This is a genomic window from uncultured Bacteroides sp., assembly GCF_937912035.1.
Lineage (GTDB): Bacteria > Bacteroidota > Bacteroidia > Bacteroidales > Bacteroidaceae > Phocaeicola.
On record NZ_CALDPF010000047.1, the window covers coordinates 1 to 18,565 of the forward strand.

An 18,565-nucleotide genomic window follows, 5' to 3' on the forward strand; every position below is an offset into this window, starting at 1 on the left:
CAGAGCATCTGCCTTACAAGCAGAGGGTCGGCGGTTCGAATCCGTCAACGCCCACATCAGAAATTAAGCCTCGCATTAGTGAGGCTTAATTTTTTATTATCTGTAGAAAAGTAATCAGCGTAACAGGCAGAGAAATTTTAATCTATGATTCGTTCACTACTATCCCGTAAAAGTGGGTGGATAGTTCTTTGAAATTATTGGAATATAGTCATTGTATGTTTTTTTGAAATCAAACGGACTTGATTTTACAACTTAGCAGTAGAATGCCAAGATGATAAATGTTATCACATATTGTATTGTGGCTATTCTTCAACGTTACATGAAGAAGAAACGTCTTGTAGAGTCTTAGCATCTCATGGACGAATAAAACTTAATTGCATAATCTGTTCGGTAAAAAGACTGATTTCAATGATATCAAAGATCTTTATTTCCCCCTTATTCCGGGCTGTTTGATTAATTTTTAACTCGTCCCATTTTTAACGGGACACTAATTAATTAAAATACCATGAATAATACATTACATTATGCTCTTGTTATTGTGCTTGTTTTCTGTTTGGGTTCATTGCCTTTAAATGCACAGACTTATCAAGAAACAAAAGTTGAGGCACCTTTCCCGATGCCGGCCATTAAAACATTTGTATTTCCGGATCGTTCGTTCAACATCAGGAAGTATGGTGCAAAATCTGATGGTAAGAAGATTAATACGGAAGCTATCAATAAAACTATTGAAGTTTGCAGTAAGATGGGAGGTGGCTCTGTCATTGTTCCTGCCGGAACTTGGATAACGGGCCCTATACACTTCAAGAGTAATGTGAATTTGGTCTTGGAGGAAAATGCGGTATTAAGCTTTGTTGATGATCCGAAAGCCTACTTGCCAGCTGTAATGACCACATGGGAAGGAATAGAATGCTATAATTATTCTCCATTAATATATGCGTTGGAATGTGAGAATATAGCAATTACTGGCAAAGGTACATTAAAACCACAGATGGAGACATGGAAAACTTGGTTCAAACGTCCGCCTGCTCACATTGAGGCTTCTAAACAACTTTATGCTATGGGGGCTACGGATGTGCCGGTTGAAAAACGTCAAATGGCTGAAAGAGAGAATAACTTTCGCCCGCATCTGATTCAGTTTAACCGTTGCAAGCATGTTTTATTGGATGGCTTCAAAATCAGGGAAAGTCCTTTCTGGACAATACACATGTTTATGTGCGAGGATGGCATAGTCCGTAATATGGATGTATATGCTCATGGACACAACAATGATGGTATTGATATCGAAATGTCTAAGAACTTCTTGGTGGAGAATTGTACCTTCGACCAGGGCGATGATGCTGTGGTAATCAAATCAGGGCGAAACAGGGATGCATGGCGCACCAATATGCCAACCGAAAATGTTGTTATACGTAATTGTACTATTGTGAAAGGACATTCTTTGCTGGGTATAGGAAGTGAACTTTCGGGTGGTGTACGTAATATTTATATGACAGATATTAAAGCTCCCAGCTCTGTTTTGTATGTTGTGCAAATAAAAACAAATCATAGGAGAGGTGGGTTTGTAGAAAACATATATGTAGATGGTATTGAAACGGAAAATGCGACTCGAATTGTTGGAATCTATACGGACGTTATGTATCAGTGGCGTAATATTGTTCCTACTTATGAAACACGTTATACGAAGATATATAACATCAATATCCAGAATATCCGTTCAAAGAATACGGGTACTATATATGAGCTTCGGGGGGATTCGCATTTGCCTATCAGATTGGTAAATCTAAGAAATATTCAGGTTGAGAACGTGGATAAGTTTGTAAGCCTTGTAGAAAATGTTGTTGATTTGAACACCCATAATATCACCTGGAAATCGTATGTTCCTAAAGAAAAAATAGTTCCTTTTACTGATGGCAGTGTTGTTTATAAAGTTGAATGATAAATTCATTCGTTCGATTTAAAGAAGGCATAGATCCTTTGTCTTTTTATTCATTGGAATCTGTAGAATAAAAAAGGTGTGTCAAGAATAAATAGATACTATAAAAGATATAGTTCATATACATTAATACCTTGAAAGAATCGTATTAAGTTGGTTTTTGATAATATAGATCCGTTTCTTTTAAGTTTTGGAATTGAAAGTTTGTTTGTATTGGACTTAGTTATGACACACCTTTTTCTTTATCTGTCGAAAAGTTCTGTAGAGAGGTATCTTTCTCCTGTATCCGGCAGTAGTACTACAATGTTCTTTCCTTTGTATCTGCTTTCCTGCGAAAGTTTCATTGCTGCGTATGCGGCTGCTCCCGATGATATTCCGCAAAGTATTCCTTCTTTATTTGCAAGCTCGCGTGCTGTTGCCATCGCGTCATCGTTCGCTACACGATATACTTTGTCAATAATCTTTATGTCAAGTGTATCAGGAATGAAGCCGGCACCTATACCCTGAATTTTGTGGGGACCCGGTTTGTCGCCTGAAATTACTGCCGATGAGTCTGGTTCTACGGCTATCAGTTCTATAGCCGGATTCTTTTCTTTCAGCTTTCGGCCTGTTCCGCTTATGGTTCCTCCTGTGCCGACTCCTGCCACGAAGACGTCTATATTGCCATCAGTGTCTTTCCATATCTCTTCAGCTGTAGTATTATAATGTGCCTCGGGGTTTGCCGGGTTGCAGAACTGTTGCAGAATGACCGAATCTTCAATTTCTGAATTCAGTACCTTCGCTTTTTCTATTGCGCCTCCCATTCCTTTGCTTCCGGTGGTAAGCACAAGTTCTGCTCCGTATGCTTTAAGCAGGAGCTGTCTTTCGCGGCTCATGGTTTCAGGCATTGTGAGTATCAGTTTGTAACCTTTCAGTCCGGCTATCCATGCCAGTCCTACACCGGTGTTTCCGCTTGTAGGTTCTATAATAGTAGCTCCCGGCTTGAGTATTCCTTTTTCCTCGGCATCGTTTATCATGTTGAGTGCGATCCTGTCCTTTGCGCTTCCTCCCGGGTTGAACATCTCAAGTTTTGCTGTTACTGAAGCTTCAGAATTGTAAGTCTTCTCCATATTGTTCAGTCTGAGCATCGGAGTGTTGCCGATAAGCTCTGTCAGATTGTTTTTGATGTTTTGCATGATTGTAAGTTTTTGTCGAAAAAAGATGAAAAAAAAGTTCATGTATTCCTTTTCGAAATCCATGAACTCTATATATGGTGTTTTGTTATGGCTCTATTTGTCAGAGTCTGTTTTGTATTCCTCTTTTCTTTTGGGATTCATCGGAAACCATCCTTTCAAAACTCTTTCTCTCTGTTCGAAAAGTTCCTTTATAGTCCAGAAAGACGAGAATGAGAATACTCCAAGAAGAGTGGAAACAAGGATATTGTCAGTCATAACAGAACCTGCTATTCCTAATATTCCAAGCAGTAGAAATATCCACCAGCACTTTGTACCCCAATAATATTCCGCTTTGACCACAACCGGATGGAAAAAGCCTATTATCAGGAATGTGCAAAGACCTATGATTATACCTCCTGCATTAAGTCCGGCAATAATCCCCATTATTAATCCAGATGAATAGGAATTTCTTTCTTGATACTCTGTTCCAATGAAATCAGTGTTTCAGTGGCAGTAACACCAGGAATTTCCTGAATACGTGAGTTCAATAAATCCATCAGATGCTCGTTGTCTGTAGAATATAGCTTTGTAAGCATTGTGTAAGGACCTGTAGTGAAGTGACATTCCACGATTTCAGGAATCTTATTCAGTTCTGCTACAACGCTTTTGTACATTGAGCCTTTTTCAAGTTTGATACCAACGTATGTACATGTCATGTAACCCAAACTCTTAGGATTTACATTGTATCCTGAACCGATAATTACGCCCAGATCAATCAGTCGTTGTACGCGCTGATGAATTGCTGCACGTGATACTCCACATTCTGCTGCTACGTCTTTGAAAGGAATACGCGCGTTCTGAGAGATAATTTCCAGAATTTGTTTGTCTAATTTATCAATCTTTTCCATAATAGTATGTTTTGTTATGTCATTTTGTAAGCAAATGTAGAAAAACTTTTTTATTATTTCGATATTTCATTCAAAAAAACATTATTTTTTTAATGAAAAGAGCAATATTACCACTTAATAACAATATTTTTTATAGTTTTGTTCTGTAAAACTTTCATAAACTGACTAAATGATATAAACATAACTTTGTTGTAAATTGTTCTTTATGTCAGAAATGTAACATATTATCATTATTTCTGTTAACTTTGCCACTGTAACTTAACTTGTGTGACTATGCACCCTTTACATCTGTTCAAATATTGTCCGGTATGCGGTTCTCCGCATTTTGAGGAACACAATTTCAAATCGAAAAAATGTGCCGACTGTGGCTTTGTGTATTATTTCAACTCCAGTGCGGCAACTGTAGCTTTCATCCTTAATTCCAAAAATGAACTTTTGGTGTGCCGACGTGCGAAAGATCCTGCCAAAGGGACTCTTGACCTGTCCGGAGGATTTATTGATATGTTTGAGACGGCGGAAGAAGGAGTTGCGCGTGAAGTGAAGGAAGAGACAGGGCTTGATGTGGTGAAGGCAGAGTATCTGTTCTCATATCCGAATACATATCTTTACTCAGGTTTTCTTGTACACACCATGGATATGTTTTTCCTATGCAGGGTAGAGAATGATTCTGTTTTGGAAGCCATGGACGACGTGGCAGAGACTTTCTGGATGCCTTTGGATAAGATAAATCCTCTGGACTTCGGACTGGATTCTGTACGCAAGGGAGTGGAACGTTTTATAAATGAATACAATAGATAACTTATATATTTATGAAGAATAAAGGAAACGCATTTATAGCCGGTCTGTTGATGACTATGCCGATTGTGGCAGGTGCGCAGCAGACTGAACCGTTGACAGGTCAGAGCAGGCTGTTCAACGATGGAAAACAACTGTTTATGCGTCATGATTATGCTGCTGCCCGACAGACATTGATGCGCTATATGGATTCGGGTAATTGTGCGGAGTTTGTGGATGAGGCCGAGTATATGCTGGCATGTACTGCATACGAGTTGTGCCTGCCGGACCGCATCAAGAGACTTGAGACATATCTGGAAAATCATCCTGAGTCAAGATACAAGAATAGGGTACAGGCTCTTATCGCATCTTCTTATTTTTTTGATAAGGAATACCTGAAAGCCATTGCATGTTACAGAGGTTGTGATTTCGATGTTTTGGGAAATGAGGAACGAGACGATAATGTCTATCGTCTGGCGCAGTCTTATCTTGAGATAGGAAATACAGAGGAAGCTACTGCATGGCTCACGGTGTTGAAAGAGGCCGGCACGAAATATTCGGATGATGCTACATACAGTCTGGCTTATATAGACTATTCGGCAGGAAGATACGATTCTGCGATGAAAGGCTTTTCTTCTGTAAAGGATAATAAGAACTATGCGGAACTTGCTCCATATTATATGGCAGACATCAGTCTTATCACAGGTGATTATGCAGCAGCAAGGAATATGGCTCTAAAGTATCTTAATGACTATCCCGGAAATGAAAAATCGCTTGAAATGAAGAGAATAGCGGGTGAGGCTGCTTACTCGCAGATGGATTATACAGCTGCTGTGAATTATCTTTCTCCTTATTGTAACGAGGCTTCTAATCCGCAGCGTAATGCTCTGTATAAGCTGGGTATGAGTTATTTCAATACTCAGGTTTATTCTGAAGCTGCAGAAAATCTGGGAAGAGTGACAGGTGCGGATGATGACATGTCGCAGAATGCTTATCTGCACATGGGACTTGCGTATCTGAACCTGAAAGAACGCAACCAGGCGCGAATGGCTTTCGAGCAGGCGGCTGCATCCAACCGTAATATGCAGATAAAGGAGCAGGCTCTTTATAACTATGCCCTGTGTATTCATGAAACATCGTATTCTCCGTTTGCAGAATCTGTTACGGTGTTCGAACGTTTCCTTAATGAATTTCCACATTCGCAATATACCGATAAGGTGAATGATTATCTTATCGAGGTATATATGAACACCCGCAGCTATATGGCAGCTTTGAAATCCATAGCCAAAATCAGCCAGCCCGGAAGCAGAATTCTGGAAGCAAAACAGAAACTTCTGTTCCGCGTAGGTACGCAGGCTTTTGCGCAGGCTTCGTTCGAAAATGCCATCGACTATTTCACACAGTCATTGCAGCTGGGCAGATATAATGCACAGACAAAGGCTGATGCATATTTCTGGCGTGGCGAAGCAAAATACCGACTTGACAGGTTTGCCCAAGCTGCTGCAGACTATCGCCAGTATATGGAGTTTGCCACTAACAGGAAGAGTATGGAATATGGTCTTGCTCTTTACAATATGGGATATACATCGTTCAAACAGAAAAATTACGATAAGGCTCTGACATGGTTCGTGAGATGTGCAGATACGGATGCTGCAATAGATGCTTCGGTGAGAGGTGACGCGTGCAACCGTGCCGGTGACTGCTATTTCTATGCACGCCGTTTTGATGAGGCACGTGCACAATATGCCAAGGCTGTATCTATAGAACCTTCATACGGTGACTACTCTTTGTTCCAGGAGGCTTTTGTAAAGGGATTACAGCGTGACTATGCAGGAAAGATTGAGACCCTTAATACTCTTCTTTCGAAATATCCTTCATCACAATACATTGATGATGCATTGTACGAACAGGGACGTGCCTTTGTGCAGATGGAGATGGCAGACAATGCTATAGAACGATATAAGATTCTGGTTGAAAAATGGCCTGAAAGCCAGCTGGCACGTAAGGCGGCAAGCGAGATAGCATTGCTATATTATCAGAATGACAAATTCAATGAAGCTATTTCCGCTTATAAAAAGGTTATTGCAGATTATCCTGGAAGTGAAGAGGCTAGAATGGCACAGCGTGACCTGAAATCTGTATATATAGATATTAATAAGGTGGACGAATATATGTCGTATGCTTCGTCTCTGCCGGGTGGTGCAAACTTTGATGTAAATGAACGCGACTCACTGACATATACAGCTGCCGAACGTGCGTATATGCGTGGAAACATTGCTGAGGCCAAGAGTAGCTTTACGTCTTATCTGCAGTCGTTCCCGCAGGGAGCCTTCAGTGTGAACGCATCATATTATCTAGGTATCATAGCATATAACGAAAAGGATTACTCTGGAGCTACATCACATTTGAACAAGGTCCTGGAATATCCTGACAGCAAATTCTCTACTGAGGCTATGACTCTGTGCGCGCAGATGGCTTACAACGGTAAAGAATATAGCCGTTCATTGGAACTTTATAAACGCTTGGCTGACCGTGCCGGAAACCAGGAAGAACGTCTTCAGGCACAGACCGGTTCTTTGCGCAGCGCATATATGGCTGGAGATACAAACGAAACTATCAGTGCCGCATCGGCAATGTTGGCCCACAGCAAGCTTGCTCCTGAACTGGAAAACGAGGCAAGATACTACAGAGCAAAGGCGTTCATCAAGAACGGACAGAGCAATGAAGCTCTTGCTGACCTGAAAGCCCTTGCAGGAGATACTAGAAATGTATATGGTGCCGAAGCCAAATATCTGGTGGCGCAAATTTACTTCGATGAAGGAAAGACTGAGGCAGCCGAGAAGGAAATACTGCAATATATCGAGGTAAGTACACCGCACGCCTACTGGCTTGCAAGAAGTTTTGTGCTGTTGAGTGATGTGTATGTGAAACTTGGACGCAAACTGGATGCAAAACAGTATCTGTTGTCTCTGCAGCAGAACTATCAGGCAGACGATGACATAGCGGAAATGATAGAAACCAGATTGGCTAAACTTAACCAGTAACGACAATGAAGAAATATAGAAAACAGATTTTGATATGTGCCGGACTTGTCACACTGACTAATGTGGCGGCACAACAGCAACAGAAGAATGACTCTACCGTAAACCGTACGGTGGTGGTAGAGAACCAGTATAATCCTGAGGTGATGGACGCATTCAAGGTGAATGTATTGCCAAAGATAGAAGAACCGGCTGTGGCGAAAACACAGATTAATTACGCATCGTCAGTACATCAGTTGAACAAGTTTCCTGTTTATCACATGGATGTTATGAACAGGGAGGTTACAGAGGATAAGGTCAGAAGAGGTTACGTGCGTCTGGCTTACGGAAACAGAAACAATACTGATTTTAAAGGCTCGTATTTGTGGAATATCACCGACAGGGATGTCCTGGATGTAATGGCTACATTCCATGGCTATTCAGGTAATATTGATGCGGGATATGATTTTGATCCGGTGACGGATATACCGACTCTTAATTACGACAAGGTGTGGAAGCATCGTTTCTTCCGTACAGGTGCTTCGCTTAAATATAGTCACGATTTCGATAAGGTGAGCATGTATGTAGGCGGTGATTTTGCATCGCAGGTATTCAGCTATATGCCTGATGTACAGTTGTCAGCGTCATCATCACAGACTGAAGAAAAAACAGATGTACCTTCGTTCGGACATCAGTTGTTCATGTCAGGTGGTGGATATGTAGGTGTATCTTCTGTAAAAGACGCTCTTCCAGTAGAATTCGGTTTACAGACAGGATATAAGATGTTCAACCGCAAACATGGCATATATATTCCGGGAAGCATGTCGGAGAGTGTAGTACATACTCAAGGATATATTTCAGCTGGGATTGATGACAGACAGGATGTAGGTGTATTATTGGGTATGGACAATGTGTTCTATGACAAGTCGTTCAGCAACTATTCACTGATAAAGCTTCGTCCTTATTATTCGGTAAGTACAGAATCTGTATCTTTTACTGCCGGAGTGAATGTGGATTTCCAGATTTCGAACGATGGTGGACTGAAACTTTCGCCGGATGTAAAGTTTGATTATACATTTGCCGACAATTATGTGCTTTATGTTCATGTTACGGGTAATACACGTCTGAATGATTTCGGAACAATAAACGGTTTCTCTCCGTTCTGGGTTCAGCCAATACAGCTTAATACTTCATACACTCCGTATGATGCAAAACTCGGTTTAAAGGCATCGCCGGTTGCGGGTTTCGGCTTAGGAATATATGGAGGATATCGTGAGACGAGAAATGAACTTTTCTCTATGCCTTATGCAGTTGGAGGAGGTATTTATAATGGAATAGCACAGGCAAAGGCGCGTGTGGCATATGCTGGTCTTTCTGTTGATTATTCTTTCAGAGATATGCTAGACTTTGGTCTTAACGGTAATTTCTACAGCTGGAATGTTCAGAAGGAAATGGAGCATCTGTTATGGTTGAAGCCACTTTATAGTATCGGATTTAATGCCCGTGCCAAGGTGTTCAAGGGCTTCCATGCAATGGTGCAATATAATTACGAAGGTCGTAAAAAAACTTTGGGTATAAAGGCTGATGCAGTGAATGAATTGAATTTAGGTGCAGAATATCTGTTCAATGACAGGGTGAATGTATTCCTGAAATTGAATAATCTGTTGAACAAAAATTATGTGACAGAAAGCGGATATCCTGTTCAGGGCTTTAATGTAATGGCGGGAGTGAGTCTGAATTTCTGATAAATTCTGATAGAATAATCACTGTTTAATAATTGTTTATCCCCTGTTTAGAAACTGTTTGGCAAGTACTTGCTAAACAGTTTCTAAACAGGGGATAAATGTTTTATGAATAATATTATATCAACTTCTGTTTCTTCAGTTCCTCTGCCACATTCTCCAATTCATCATACCATGCCTGACCGAACTTTCTTATCAAAGGTTCTTTCAGAAATTTATAAACCGGCAGATTTTCTTTCTTTCCAAGCAGAACCGCAGCCTTACATACGTCCCATCTGTGATAGTTTACAGCCTTGAAAGGACCGTAATCGCCTATTCTGATAGGATACAGATGACAAGATATCGGTTTGTAGAAATTACATTTGCCTTCGCGATAGGCTTTTTCTATTGCGCAATAACAGTAGCCTTTCTCGTCGTAACATGTGAAAACACAATCTTTGCCGTTTACGATGGAAGTCACCAGGTCACCGTCCTGGTCAGTATAAACTACTCCCTGTTTATCTATAACCGCACGTGCTTCAGGCGAAAGATCATCCCATATCACTGGAAGTACTTCTTCCAGTTTTTCTACCTCGTCGAGCTCTACTGGTGCGCCGGCATCACCTTCTATACAGCATTCTCCCTTACAGGCATCAAGATTGCAAAGGAACTTCTCGCGGAATACGTCGAGGCTTACTACTACATCATCTATCTGAACCATATTATTATTTCTTTGAAATTCGGATGCAAAGTTAAGAAAAAAGAGGGAATTATCTGTATGTCACATGTGATGCAGTCTCGTTTCAGTCAAAACGTTCGTGCAACAGATTGATTTCTTTTTTCAAAAGACTGTCGATACGGTTGAAACGGTTCCAGTCGCAATATCCTTCCACTGTACTTACGAATGAAAGAAAAACTGGATGCTCCATCTGGAAAGCATAAAATCCTTGATATACACTAGTGTTATTGAACATGTATTTCTTGATACTCTGTTTGTCAAGACTCTCAATACATCTCATAATAGCATTATTCTTCAGATTGTAATAATCGGAGATATCTTTTCTCATACGTTCTATATAACCATATGTCTGTAACAAATCCTGTAGCATCTGCTTGTCATTGATATGTTGCATCAGCTGTGAGCCTTTCAGTACTTCAAGCGCGTCTGTATCAACATTCAGAGCAGCAGATGATGAGAAAAATTCCCAATATTTTTCTATTGTATCCGCAGGTATGGCTTCCAGTTCCATATTTGCCTCTTTCAGCATCCTGCTCATGCGGATATCGGCTTCTATCATCGAACGAGTATGTTTCAACTCTTCATAGTTGTTTGCCAGTTCCTGCCTGATGAGCTGCATGACCGAACGTATTTCTTTTTCTCTGGAATGAGTGCTTATCAGGTCACTTCCCCAAAAGGTTACTATAACGCCGGCTGCCACGATGCTGAACTGACGCAGATAGTCGCCTATACGCCATCCTTTCAGAACAGCTGCCATATATTTCCAAAATTTTTTCATTATGAACTTACTGTTATAAAAAAAGCACAGACCTCATAGGATTCCTGTCCATATGCTGTCTGTGCTTTTGTTTGTATCTTTAATCTATTCTGAAAGATTACTTAATCAGGTCTTTTCCTGTCATATCAGCTGGCTGAGCCATACCCAAGATGTGAAGGATAGAAGGAGCAACGTCTGCCAATACACCGTTTTCAACCTTAGCGTCCTTGTTTGCTGTTACGTAAACAAATGGAACAGGGTTAAGTGAGTGAGCAGTGTTAGGAGTTCCGTCTTCGTTCAATGCGTGGTCAGCGTTTCCGTGGTCAGCGATGATGATTACTTCGTAGTCGTTAGCCTTAGCAGCTTCTACTGTATCTTTCACGCAGTTGTCGATAGCAACAACAGCCTTTTCGATAGCTTCGTAGATACCGGTGTGACCTACCATGTCACCGTTAGCGTAGTTAACAACGATGAAGTCGTATTTCTGAGTGTTGATAGCTTCTACCAGTTTGTCCTTAACTTCGTAAGCGCTCATTTCAGGCTTCAGGTCGTAAGTGGCAACTTTTGGAGAAGGAACCAGGATACGGTCTTCGTTGTCGTACGGAGTTTCACGTCCACCGTTGAAGAAGAATGTAACGTGTGCATACTTTTCTGTTTCAGCGATGTGAAGCTGAGTCTTTCCGTTTGCAGCGAGGTATTCGCCAAGAGTGTTCTGTACGTTTTCCTTAGGGAAGAGGATGTGTACACCTTTGAATGAAGCATCGTATGGAGTCATACAGTAGTACTGAAGTCCTGGGATAGTCTTCATACCAGCTTCAGGCATATCCTGCTGAGTAAGAACGATAGTAAGCTCTTTAGCACGGTCGTTACGGTAGTTGAAGAAGATAACTACGTCGCCTTCCTTGATAGTACCGTCGAAGTTAGCGTTAGAGATAGGTTTGATGAATTCGTCAGTAACACCTTCATCGTATGATTCCTGCATAGCCTGAACCATGTCTGTAGCTTTCTTGCCAGTACCGTTGACGAGCAAGTCGTAAGCTTCTTTCACACGTTCCCAACGTTTGTCGCGGTCCATTGCATAGAAACGACCTACGATAGAAGCGATTTTACCTGCTGATTTAGCGCAGTGTGCAGTAAGTTCTTCGATAAATCCTTTACCGCTCTTAGGGTCTGTGTCACGACCGTCCATGAAGCAGTGGATGAAAGTATTTTCGATACCGTATTCTTTAGCGATGTCACAAAGGCGGAACAGGTGGTCAAGTGAAGAGTGTACACCACCGTTTGAAGTAAGACCCATGAAGTGGATGTTCTTACCGTTTTCCTTAGCGTATGTGAAGGCAGAAACAACTTCAGGGTTCTGCATGATGCTTCCGTCGGCACAAGCACGGTTGATTTTCACCAAATCCTGATAAACGATGCGTCCGGCACCGATGTTGAGGTGACCAACTTCTGAGTTACCCATCTGTCCGTCAGGAAGACCTACGTTTTCGCCGCTTGCCTGCAACTGTGAGTGAGGGTAGTTAGCCAACAGGCTGTCCCAATAAGGAGTAGGAGTGTTAAAGATTACATCGTCTTTGTGATGGTCGCCGCAGCCCCATCCGTCGAGGATCATTAAAAGTGCTTTCTTTGCCATAATTGTAATATGTTTTAGAAGTTTGAAATCCAATTTGTTTTCCGGCTGCAAAAGTACAAAATATCTGCTTTTTGAGCGAATGTTTTGAGTATTTTTAATATGCCGGATTGAGGCTGTAGCTTTATCATCAACTATTTTTCAACTGTGTGAACAGTTCTTTCTGCTTTTCGCTTAAAGATGTAGGTATATCTACATGATATGTTACTATCAAATCGCCGAATGTACCTTCTTTCTTATAAATAGGGAATCCTTTGCCACGCAGTCTGACTTTTGTGTCGTTCTGAGTGCCCGGATTTACTTTCAGTTTGACCATTCCGTCTATGGTTTTGACGTTAACGCTTCCTCCAAGGACGGCTGTGTAAAGGTCTATATCGACATCTGTGAACAGGTCGTCACCCTCACGTTTGAACTCTGGGTCCGGAGCTATCTGGAAGGTGATGTAAAGGTCGCCGTCAGGTGCTCCGTTGCTGCCTTTCTCGCCGTGACCTTTCAGCTTTATCATTTGTCCGTCGGCGATACCTGCAGGTATGGTTATACGAAGGTTCTCGCCGTTCACGCTGAAAGTCTGTTTGTGCGTGACGGCTGCCTCACGGAGTGAAAGATTCATTTGTGCTTCTATATCACCTCCACGGCTCATCATGTTGTAACTTCTTCCGCTTCTGCCCGCTGAGGCTCCATGTCCGAACAGCTGTTCGAAGAAATCGGAGAATCCGCTTGCGTTTCCTCTTCCGAATCCGCCCATGAAATCGTCGCCATTCACGGAGTACCAGTAAGCGGACTGTCCGCCTCTTTCCTGTGCTCTCTGGTATGCTTCACGTTCGGCCTTGAATTCGTCGGCATGTTTCCAGTGTTCGCCGTATTCGTCGTATTTCTTTCTTTTTTCAGGATCGCTCAAAACCTCGTTAGCTTCGTTTATCTCCTGAAACTTGTCTTTGGCGTTAGGGTCGTCTTTGTTCAGGTCAGGATGATACTTTCTGGCCATCTTACGATAGGCTTTCTTGATATCATCTTGCGAGGCATTACGTTCTACGCCCAATACTTTGTAATAATCTATAAAAGCCATATATTTTGAGTTTTTTTTAAGTTGGTGGTTTATTAATGTTTTTATGCCCGGAAATTCTTGTAAACGACCTTACATATTCTATAAATACAACCTTTGTTTTTATAAATACAAGTTATATATATAAAACTACAATCTATTGATATATAAATATAAGTTGTATTTATAGAATATATGAAGGCGATTTCAAGTTCTCATAAGCTTGTTTTGAAGTTGTTGTCTTATACAAACAGAGCCCCCCGTTGACTGTTGGCGGGAGGCTCTTATTTGGTTTACCAATGATTAATGTATCTCAATAACACGATTAACCTTAGCTTTTTCTTCAGGTGAATACTTCGGCAGTTCGATAGTCAATACACCGTCTGAAACATTAGCACTTATCTTTTCCTTATCAACATTGTCAGGCAAGTAAAGTGACTGTTGGAATTTTGTGTAAGAGAACTCACGTCGCAAGTATTTCTTGTTTTCTTTATCTTTATCTTCGTTTTCAACTTTCTTTTCCATTGAGATAACAAGTTCGTTGTCGTCTCCCAAATGGATGTTGAAATCGTCTTTGGTCATTCCTGGAGCTGCAACCTCTACTTTGTAGTTCTTTTCGCTCTCAATAACATTGATTGCCGGAGCTGTAGCATTAGTCTTTTCCATCCAGTCATTATCAAAGAAATCATTAAAGATACTTGGTAACCAGTTCTGATTGTAATACTTTCTAATCGGCATCATAGTTTTAATCTCCTATATTTAAGTTATACATTTTCAATTATTTCCGAACTCTTGGTTTTTGAACCTCAAGTTCACTATTGATATTGCAAACTGTATGCCGATGCCGGGAGTTTGAATTTTTGTCAGACGGTGTTTAATGTTTATAATCTGATTTTAAACCTTCAGGCCATTGTTTTAAATATGTGGAAACATTATTAATATATTCACAGGTGTTGATAAAGTTGGAAGTTGACAAATTGTCATTTGATTATCTTATTTTATGTGTCAAAATGTCCTTTAGCGGACTATTACTTCTGTATTTAATGTGTTTGGGCTAGAAAAATGTTATATGGATTGTTTCGGTCGTGCCAAAGTTAGAAGGCATGAAGGCAGAGTTATTAACAGGCTGTTAATAACGTAGGTTTTCAACAGGTTGTTAATAACTCCTGTTGATGTTGAAATCCAAGACTTGATTTAGAAATCCAGCGAAAGCTGTGTATCGCCTAAAAGGTTGTAACTCAGGCGGTGATAAGGAGAAGTGCCGAATTCCTTTATGGCTTGTCGGTGTTTTTTGGTAGGATATCCCTTGTTCATATCCCATGCGTACATAGGATATTCACTGTGCAGCCTGTTCATATAGTCGTCACGATAAGTCTTCGCAAGTATCGAAGCGGCTGCTATTGAAAGATATTTTCCATCGCCCTTTACTATTGTGGTATGCGGAATGTTCTTGTATTTGTTGAAACGGTTGCCGTCTATCAGCAAATGTTCTGGAGTAATTTTCAGTTGGTCAATTGCTCTGTGCATCGCGAGGAACGAAGCGTTCAGAATGTTGATTTTATCAATTTCTTCCGGTTCTACAATACCAATTGCCCATGCCAATGCTTCCTTTTCTATAACTTCTCTAAGCTGATAGCGCTGTTTTTCAGATAGTTGCTTCGAGTCGTTCAGCATCTCATTCTTGAAGTCCTTCGGCAGAATGACGGCTGCGGCATAAACTGCTCCGGCAAGACATCCTCGTCCTGCTTCATCGCATCCGGCTTCTATAAGGTTTTCATTCAAGTATGGTAAAAGCATCTTTATGGGGTTTTAAAATTTCCGGGTGCAAAGGTACGCATTTTGTTTTTTATGCAGCAATATTTATGTATGGAGTTATTAATGTGTTATTCACATACGGTGTTAAAAAGGAACAGGGCTTAAACAGCCTGTAAATACTGTTTAAACCCTGTCTGGTTGTTAATAACTTGATTGCGGATTATCCTTAGATTCTTCCGCTTTCAGTAATCATATTTCTTATCTGTTCGTTGAAATCGTCTTTCTTCATAAGGTCTTCCAGAGTGACGTGCATTCTCCATCTCCAGTAGTGGCGAGGATTTGCAGGAACGTTGATACGTTCTATCTCAATGTCCGGATTGCGGAGAGTTTCATCTATTGATGTCCAGTCCTGCCATGTCAGGATACATAGTAGTGACGGGCAGTTCAGATGCTGGCTTACAACCTCACGGCATAGCCATCCCGGTGCATCCTGTGGAACTTCGCCCCAATGTCCGAGTTCATAATGATAGTAGCGTTCTGTAATCTGTGCATCTTCCTTCCAGTAACCACGGAGGGTTGACATATCATGGGTGCCTATAGTACAAACAGAGCGGAACGGATAGTTATAGACATGTCCGAACTCGTCTTTCGGGTCTTTAGGCATTCTCTGTATTTCGAGAGAGAGAATCTGCAGCTGGTTCATTACCCATGGCACACAGTCTGGCACCATTCCCAAGTCTTCACCGCAAACAAGCATTGAAGTTGACTGGGTGAGGACAGGTAATTTTTTCATTGCCTCGTCGTACCAGAACTTGTTGTGTCGCTGGTAGTAGTAATGGTTGTACAGCCTGTTGAATGCTTCCTGTTCCTGCCAGTTGAGCTGCTTGTAGATGAAGTCGTTCTGTACAGATATTCTCGGGTGATACATCTCAGGATTCTTTCTGTCTTTTACGAACAGAACATTGCTTATCAATGAGTATAGGCCTTCCTTCAAGTTGAGGCTTTCCTGATCGGTCTTTCCTGCAAAGTAAGCTTCGACTTTACGCTGTGTATCGAACTCAGGACGCATGCGGTAGATGTCATGGTGCTCATGCTGTACGAAAGTGTTGCGTACCTCATCACTCTTGTCACCGAATATGGTGTTAAGCATATAGTCGTTGATGAAAGGTTCTGTCATGAACTCTTTCTGGAAGTTCAGTCCGAAACCTTTTATTTCGTCCGCGCTCATAGGCAGTGCCGGAACAAACTGTCCTAACAGTCCGTGTACGGAATGTACAGGAATTTCCCAAATACGGAAGAAACCAAGTATGTGGTCGATACGGTAAGCAGTGAAGTATTCAGCCATTTTTGAGAAACGTTTTCTCCACCACTGGTAGTTGTCTTTCTCCATTACGTCCCAGTTGTATGTAGGGAATCCCCAGTTCTGTCCGTTTACAGAGAATGCATCAGGTGGCGCACCTGCCTGTCCGTTCATATTGAAGTAATATGGTTCTACCCATGCTTCCACACTTCCGCGGCTTATACCGATAGGAATATCTCCTTTCAGAATCACACCTTTGCTGCGTGCATGGTTGGCAGCTGCAAGAAGCTGTACGTGCAGTACGTATTGCAGGAAGTAGTAGAATGAAACTTCAGGATATGTTTCTGCTTCCTTATCACAGAGTTTGTCAATTTCTTCGGAAGCGTATGTGCTGTATTCCGGCCATGTATTGAAATCAGCAGTACCATACAGGTCTCTCAGATAGCTGAATACCGAATAAGGTTTAAGCCATTCTTCGTTCTTGCTGTAGAATGATTTGAAATCTTCCGATGAAAGAATGTTTTCAGCTTCCTGAGTGAAAATGTCCTTCAGATATGCACGTTTCGTATTATTCACTCCTTCGTATTCCACTTGAGGGAGGCTGTTCAGTTTCTGACGTTTGTTTTCATATTCAGCAGCTTTATCTGTATCCTTGAGGGCAGGAAGCTGTCTTAAGTCGATATACATAGGGTGGAATGCGTATATTGATATAGCATTGTACGGATATGAATCTACCCATGTATTTGTTCTTGTAGTGTCGTTGATAGGTAGTATCTGTACGGCTTGCTGATTTGTTTCTGCAGCCCAATCTATATAAGTTTTCAGATCGCCGAAATCGCCTACACCGAAACTGCCTTCCGAACGGAGTGAGAATACAGGTATCGCGCTACCGGCTATTTTCCTTTCCGGCAGGTTGAAGAATACTTCAGTCTCTGTCGGGAAGTAAGTTTCACCACGCATAAGCGGTTGTATATGGAAAGTACGGTTGCATCCGCATTCCCATTCCTCTACAGCTCCTGTTTTGGAACTTAGTGCTACAAACTTGTATTCAAAAGGAAATGTAAGTGAAGATGCATCTATTGATATGCTCCATACATCCGGCATGATTTCCTGCATTCTTAGCGGACGGTAATATTCCCAATTCCCTAGTACGTTACAGCTTCCTATGATTCCCAGTTCCTGTGCCTTGTGTCTCAGCCCGGGACATAATGCCCTGAATGATATACAGCTGCCTACATTATCAGTAAGTTTCTTAGGATCTTCAGTATGTGGAATGCCGTTGAATGCGGAACTGTATCTGTGGTTTCCTTCCGGCAGGTCACGCCAGCAATCGTCGAATATAAAATGGTGTTGCTGTGCATTGCCTTTTATAATGGAGTGGGGGATAGCACCAAACTCTTTCCTTACGCAGTCCTCGTTTCTGAAAACTGTGTAGCGGTATGGCACAACATCGGAATTTTCAGGTAGGTCATAATTGAATGTGCCTTGCCATTCCTGACCATCGCGTGTAAAAAGAGGAAGTGAGTTCTTCTCGTCATCGTTTATCACGACCCTCAGGCTCTCCCCCCATACAGTACGATACTTAATACGAAATGTCAGTTTCATATCTTTCTTTTGGTATTAGTTTTTATTTAGTTATTTCTTTTCCCAAAAATAGTTATTTTATGATAATCCTTGTCGGGGTTGGAGGAAAAATATAAATGTTTTATGGCATGAAACCGCGTTATACGCTTTCTGAGGCCGTTTTTGGAGAGATGAAATATAAACGTATTAATAATAAAAAAGCCCCGGAACTTTGTGAATTCCGAGGCTTTCCTCCGTGTAAGATGTGA

General features: G+C 41.4%; 14 protein-coding genes. 4 read left to right on the plus strand and 10 right to left on the minus strand.

The window, feature by feature from the left end; all coding sequences use genetic code 11:
* The first annotated feature begins 505 nt into the window (after positions 1–505).
* Positions 506–1,936, plus strand: a complete 1,431-nt coding sequence (locus Q0486_RS13470) for a glycoside hydrolase family 28 protein (protein ID WP_299234371.1) — start codon at positions 506–508, stop codon at positions 1,934–1,936.
* Between the two features lie 239 nt (positions 1,937–2,175).
* Here the strand turns inward: Q0486_RS13470 and cysK are convergent, their stop codons facing one another.
* From cysK to Q0486_RS13485, 3 genes are all read right to left on the minus strand, one after another.
* On the minus strand, positions 2,176–3,108 hold the full coding sequence (gene cysK / locus Q0486_RS13475) for a cysteine synthase A (protein ID WP_299234375.1): 933 nt from the start codon (positions 3,106–3,108) through the stop codon (positions 2,176–2,178).
* 93 nt (positions 3,109–3,201) lie between these two features.
* Positions 3,202–3,531 carry a DUF4491 family protein gene (locus tag Q0486_RS13480; protein ID WP_299234378.1) on the minus strand — a complete coding sequence of 110 codons (330 nt, stop codon included), beginning with the start codon at positions 3,529–3,531 and terminating at the stop codon, positions 3,202–3,204.
* A gap of 2 nt (positions 3,532–3,533) precedes the next feature.
* Positions 3,534–3,995: an Lrp/AsnC ligand binding domain-containing protein gene (locus tag Q0486_RS13485; RefSeq protein ID WP_235337466.1), complete on the minus strand. Its 462-nt coding sequence runs from the start codon at positions 3,993–3,995 to the stop codon at positions 3,534–3,536.
* 273 nt (positions 3,996–4,268) lie between these two features.
* On the opposite strand from Q0486_RS13485, the gene Q0486_RS13490 reads away from it, so the two are divergent.
* From Q0486_RS13490 to Q0486_RS13500, 3 genes are read left to right on the plus strand one after another with little or no spacing between them, the layout of a single operon-like run.
* Positions 4,269–4,793, plus strand: a complete 525-nt coding sequence (locus tag Q0486_RS13490) for an NUDIX domain-containing protein (RefSeq protein ID WP_299234381.1) — start codon at positions 4,269–4,271, stop codon at positions 4,791–4,793.
* 11 nt (positions 4,794–4,804) lie between these two features.
* Positions 4,805–7,813 (plus strand): tetratricopeptide repeat protein, encoded by a 3,009-nt coding sequence (locus Q0486_RS13495; protein WP_299234383.1) that lies wholly within the window; start codon positions 4,805–4,807, stop codon positions 7,811–7,813.
* Between the two features lie 5 nt (positions 7,814–7,818).
* The gene (locus tag Q0486_RS13500; RefSeq protein WP_299234385.1) at positions 7,819–9,534 is read left to right on the plus strand and encodes an outer membrane beta-barrel protein; all 1,716 of its coding nucleotides are present in this window, start codon (positions 7,819–7,821) and stop codon (positions 9,532–9,534) included.
* A gap of 115 nt (positions 9,535–9,649) precedes the next feature.
* Here Q0486_RS13500 and Q0486_RS13505 read toward each other — a convergent pair whose 3' ends face one another.
* The 7 genes from Q0486_RS13505 to Q0486_RS13535 all read right to left on the minus strand — a co-directional run bounded on the left by Q0486_RS13505 (position 9,650) and on the right by Q0486_RS13535 (position 18,338).
* Complete coding sequence (locus Q0486_RS13505; protein WP_299234389.1) at positions 9,650–10,231, minus strand: DUF3109 family protein; 582 nt, start codon at positions 10,229–10,231, stop codon at positions 9,650–9,652.
* An 82-nt stretch (positions 10,232–10,313) separates the two neighbouring features.
* Positions 10,314–11,027 (minus strand): hypothetical protein, encoded by a 714-nt coding sequence (locus tag Q0486_RS13510; RefSeq protein ID WP_299234391.1) that lies wholly within the window; start codon positions 11,025–11,027, stop codon positions 10,314–10,316.
* 97 nt (positions 11,028–11,124) lie between these two features.
* On the minus strand, positions 11,125–12,639 hold the full coding sequence (gene gpmI, locus Q0486_RS13515; RefSeq protein ID WP_287678355.1) for a 2,3-bisphosphoglycerate-independent phosphoglycerate mutase: 1,515 nt from the start codon (positions 12,637–12,639) through the stop codon (positions 11,125–11,127).
* 127 nt (positions 12,640–12,766) lie between these two features.
* Positions 12,767–13,702 (minus strand): DnaJ C-terminal domain-containing protein, encoded by a 936-nt coding sequence (locus Q0486_RS13520; RefSeq protein ID WP_299234396.1) that lies wholly within the window; start codon positions 13,700–13,702, stop codon positions 12,767–12,769.
* Positions 13,703–13,981: 279 nt separating this feature from the next.
* Positions 13,982–14,419 carry an Hsp20/alpha crystallin family protein gene (locus Q0486_RS13525; RefSeq protein WP_204401705.1) on the minus strand — a complete coding sequence of 146 codons (438 nt, stop codon included), beginning with the start codon at positions 14,417–14,419 and terminating at the stop codon, positions 13,982–13,984.
* Between the two features lie 453 nt (positions 14,420–14,872).
* Positions 14,873–15,475 carry a ribonuclease HII gene (locus Q0486_RS13530; RefSeq protein ID WP_154043422.1) on the minus strand — a complete coding sequence of 201 codons (603 nt, stop codon included), beginning with the start codon at positions 15,473–15,475 and terminating at the stop codon, positions 14,873–14,875.
* 184 nt (positions 15,476–15,659) lie between these two features.
* Entirely contained in the window at positions 15,660–18,338 is a 2,679-nt protein-coding gene (locus tag Q0486_RS13535; RefSeq protein WP_299234400.1) for a 4-alpha-glucanotransferase, read from the minus strand.
* Positions 18,339–18,565: the final 227 nt, after the last annotated feature.

Coding starts and splice junctions, on each gene's coding strand:
- Q0486_RS13470 (WP_299234371.1), top strand. CDS start 506: ATGAATAATACATTACATTATGCTCTTGTTATTGTGCTTGTTTTCTGT.
- Q0486_RS13485 (WP_235337466.1), bottom strand. CDS start 3,995: ATGGAAAAGATTGATAAATTAGACAAACAAATTCTGGAAATTATCTCT.
- Q0486_RS13535 (WP_299234400.1), bottom strand. CDS start 18,338: ATGAAACTGACATTTCGTATTAAGTATCGTACTGTATGGGGGGAGAGC.
- Q0486_RS13525 (WP_204401705.1), bottom strand. CDS start 14,419: ATGATGCCGATTAGAAAGTATTACAATCAGAACTGGTTACCAAGTATC.
- Q0486_RS13530 (WP_154043422.1), bottom strand. CDS start 15,475: ATGCTTTTACCATACTTGAATGAAAACCTTATAGAAGCCGGATGCGAT.
- Q0486_RS13500 (WP_299234385.1), top strand. CDS start 7,819: ATGAAGAAATATAGAAAACAGATTTTGATATGTGCCGGACTTGTCACA.
- Q0486_RS13495 (WP_299234383.1), top strand. CDS start 4,805: ATGAAGAATAAAGGAAACGCATTTATAGCCGGTCTGTTGATGACTATG.
- Q0486_RS13505 (WP_299234389.1), bottom strand. CDS start 10,231: ATGGTTCAGATAGATGATGTAGTAGTAAGCCTCGACGTATTCCGCGAG.
- cysK (WP_299234375.1), bottom strand. CDS start 3,108: ATGCAAAACATCAAAAACAATCTGACAGAGCTTATCGGCAACACTCCG.
- Q0486_RS13490 (WP_299234381.1), top strand. CDS start 4,269: ATGCACCCTTTACATCTGTTCAAATATTGTCCGGTATGCGGTTCTCCG.
- Q0486_RS13510 (WP_299234391.1), bottom strand. CDS start 11,027: ATGAAAAAATTTTGGAAATATATGGCAGCTGTTCTGAAAGGATGGCGT.
- Q0486_RS13480 (WP_299234378.1), bottom strand. CDS start 3,531: ATGGGGATTATTGCCGGACTTAATGCAGGAGGTATAATCATAGGTCTT.
- Q0486_RS13520 (WP_299234396.1), bottom strand. CDS start 13,702: ATGGCTTTTATAGATTATTACAAAGTATTGGGCGTAGAACGTAATGCC.
- gpmI (WP_287678355.1), bottom strand. CDS start 12,639: ATGGCAAAGAAAGCACTTTTAATGATCCTCGACGGATGGGGCTGCGGC.